The 2,781-nt window shown below is 36.7% G+C and carries 4 protein-coding genes; 1 reads left to right on the top strand and 3 read right to left on the bottom strand.

All coding sequences use genetic code 11. The annotated features are described in order from the left end of the window. Positions 1-150: 150 nt before the first annotated feature. From WC622_RS16955 to WC622_RS16965, 3 genes are all read right to left on the bottom strand, one after another. Positions 151-696, bottom strand: a complete 546-nt coding sequence (locus WC622_RS16955) for a type II secretion system protein (RefSeq protein ID WP_372820873.1) — start codon at positions 694-696, stop codon at positions 151-153. Positions 697-730: 34 nt separating this feature from the next. After that, positions 731-1,288: a type II secretion system protein gene (locus WC622_RS16960; RefSeq protein ID WP_372820874.1), complete on the bottom strand. Its 558-nt coding sequence runs from the start codon at positions 1,286-1,288 to the stop codon at positions 731-733. A 121-nt stretch (positions 1,289-1,409) separates the two neighbouring features. Next, positions 1,410-1,907, bottom strand: a complete 498-nt coding sequence (locus WC622_RS16965) for a type II secretion system protein (RefSeq protein WP_372820875.1) — start codon at positions 1,905-1,907, stop codon at positions 1,410-1,412. Positions 1,908-2,082: 175 nt separating this feature from the next. Between WC622_RS16965 and WC622_RS16970 the strand changes: the two genes are divergently transcribed. Continuing rightward, positions 2,083-2,781, top strand: a 699-nt coding sequence (locus tag WC622_RS16970) for a KilA-N domain-containing protein (protein WP_372820876.1), incomplete at its 3' end; no start/stop codon positions are given.

Consider the following 2,781-nt stretch of genomic DNA (forward strand, 5'->3'; position numbering starts at 1 on the left):
AAATTTTGAGTTAAATATTGCTTCAACTCAGAATTCTACCGACCAAACATTAAATTTTCTTAAATTAAAGTTAAATTAATTCTAAATTAAATATGAAAAAAGCCCGACCGCTTGATGGCCGAGCTTTTGAAAATAAAAAATAACACTTATTTATTGCATTAAAATTGCATAACATAAATTACTTGCTGCCGTAGCCGCACCACCACTACAAGTAGGAGCAGTAATTGTTCCACCAGCAGCTAGGCCACACTGAGCATTTGCAGCACTACAATTCTCCATGACTGCATATAAACCAAATTTGTAAGATGTACTAGGTGCAGATTTATAAAAAAACTTTCCAGGAGCAGTTCCAGCACAACCCTTTGGCGTAAGGGTGCTGGCCGCAAAATCAGTAGTACCACTTCTGTTACTAGGATCATTAGGAATGGCCCCACCCAAAGAAGTCAAATAATTTGAAAATGTTGTGGAGTCGATACAAGTACCAGCAGGAAAACTTGGATAAGGAGTACCTACCAAATCACCAGCTATCAAAACTTTCTGAATTTTCTGCAAACTCGCAATTCTCGCAGTATCTCTGCCTTTAGCCGGTGCACCAAGTATTGTAGGCAAGAAGGCCACGGCCAATACGGCAATAATCGCAATTACGATCAAAAGCTCGATCAGGGTGAAACCTTTTTTAGAATTAAACATCTTCATAGGAAAATTAATAAGGAGATTAAATATTAAAAAATTATTTTGTCATTAAAATAGCATAACACCAATTTTCCTTCTCTGTTTCGGCTCCAACAGGATCTAAAGCACCATTCACAGCGCTACTGCAAAGAGCATTTGCATTAGATTTAATCTCTACATTTGCTAGAAGAACAAAAGCATAAGTACCAGATGGTACGTTACCGGAAGGACCATTGCCGCTAGGATCCGGTGCATAAAGATATTTACCAATTTGGTTTGGACCACTACCACCAGAAATAACATTACCAGGTTGTGGGTCAGTAGGTATTTTACCTCCAAAATCAGGCAAATAAATACTAAAGTCAATCAATGAATTACCAGGATCAGAAGTGGTTGAAATAAAACCAGAAGCTGTAGGGTAAGAAGTCCCTGTCAGATTTTTACTTATCAAAACCTTTTGTATTTTTTGTAAATCAGCAATCCTCGCGGTATCTCTACCTTTCGCCGGTGCGCCAAGTATTGTTGGCAAGAAAGCTACAGCCAATACGGCAATGATAGCAATTACGATCAAAAGCTCGATCAGTGTAAAACCCTTTTTAGAATTCAATGTCTTCATAGGAAATTAATAAGGAAACTAATTACCTGTGATTTTATCACTAATTTTAAAAAATCACAAAAAACACAAAAAAAAGCCCGACCTTTCGGCCGAGCTTTTAAAATTTAATATCAATCAGTCATCACTGTGTCAAAACTGCGAAACATAAATCTGTACCTGCAGTTGAGTTAAGTGTAAGTTTACCAGTATACGCATCAGCGCAACTAAAAGTGTTGGTAGAAGCGTTTTCTGCATGAGCATAAACACCAAATTTATAATTAGTAGCAGGAGAATCAGGATTCATCTTGAAATAATATTGACCTTTGCAGGTAACAGTAGGCAAAACATTGTCAGTTTGAGGATCCACAGGTAGAGCACCACCAAGCGCAGCCAAATAGTAAGCAGAATCAGTAGCACCACCAAAACCAGTAGTTACACATCCAGTAGATGGATAGGACTTTCCGTCCAAATTTGCACTCACCACCACCTTCTGTATCTTCTGCAAAGCAGCTACCCTCGCAGTATCTCTACCCTTAGCAGGTGCGCCGAGGATTGTTGGTGAGAAAGCTACGGCCAATACCGCAATGATCGCGATTACGATCAAAAGCTCGATCAGGGTGAAACCCTTTTTTGAGTTCATCTTTTTCATAGGAAAAATTTATAAGGAATTTAACTTCATTTTACTCGAAGGATAAAAAAAGACAAGAAAATATTTATTTTAGAGATTTTAGAATTAATTTAGATTTAATTTAAGAAAATTTAATGTTTGGTCGGTAGAATTCTGAGTTGAATTATTATTTAACTCAAAATTTATCATGAAAAAAGATAAAAGACTCGAAGTAAAAGGTATGGTAATATCTCTATTTCAAAAGAACAATGATGATTATATATGCCTGACTGATATGGCAAGATATAAAAACCCTAAAGAAACATCACTTGTAATAGCTCACTGGTTAAGAACAGGTTACACGATAGAATTCATAGGACTATGGGAGCAGCTTCATAACCCAGTTTTTAATACTACCGAATTCGGTAGTATTAAAAACCAGAGTATTTCAAATTCTTTTATTTTAGCCACGAATCAATGGGTATCTAGAACAAACGCTATTGGCATTTTTTCTAAAGCAGGACGTTATGGTGGCGGCACTTTCGCCCACAAAGACATCGCCTTTGAATTTGCCTCTTGGATTAGTCCAGGGTTCAAGCTTTACTTGATCAAGGAATTCCAGAGATTAAAAGAGGCAGAAAATCAAAAACTGTCTCTTGGATGGGATATAAAAAGAGAATTAGCAAAGGTAAATTACAAGATTCACACGGATGCAATTAAACATAATTTAGTACCTCTGAAAATTAATGCTGTACCTGGGAAATTCATTTATGCCAGCGAGGGAGATTTATTGAATAAGGCTTTATTTGGTATGACTGCAAAAGAATGGCGAGAGGAGAATCCTGAAAAAGAAGGTAATATTCGAGATTATTCCACAATTGAGCAGCTAGTAATTCTTTCCAATCTT

The sequence above is a fragment of the Pedobacter sp. genome (genome assembly GCF_041662865.1).
Classification (GTDB): Bacteria; Bacteroidota; Bacteroidia; order Sphingobacteriales; family Sphingobacteriaceae; genus Pedobacter.

Bases quoted from the DNA above. Each gene is read 5' to 3' on its own strand.
- WC622_RS16960 (WP_372820874.1), bottom strand. From the start codon at position 1,288: ATGAAGACATTGAATTCTAAAAAGGGTTTTACACTGATCGAGCTTTTG.
- WC622_RS16955 (WP_372820873.1), bottom strand. From the start codon at position 696: ATGAAGATGTTTAATTCTAAAAAAGGTTTCACCCTGATCGAGCTTTTG.
- WC622_RS16965 (WP_372820875.1), bottom strand. From the start codon at position 1,907: ATGAACTCAAAAAAGGGTTTCACCCTGATCGAGCTTTTGATCGTAATC.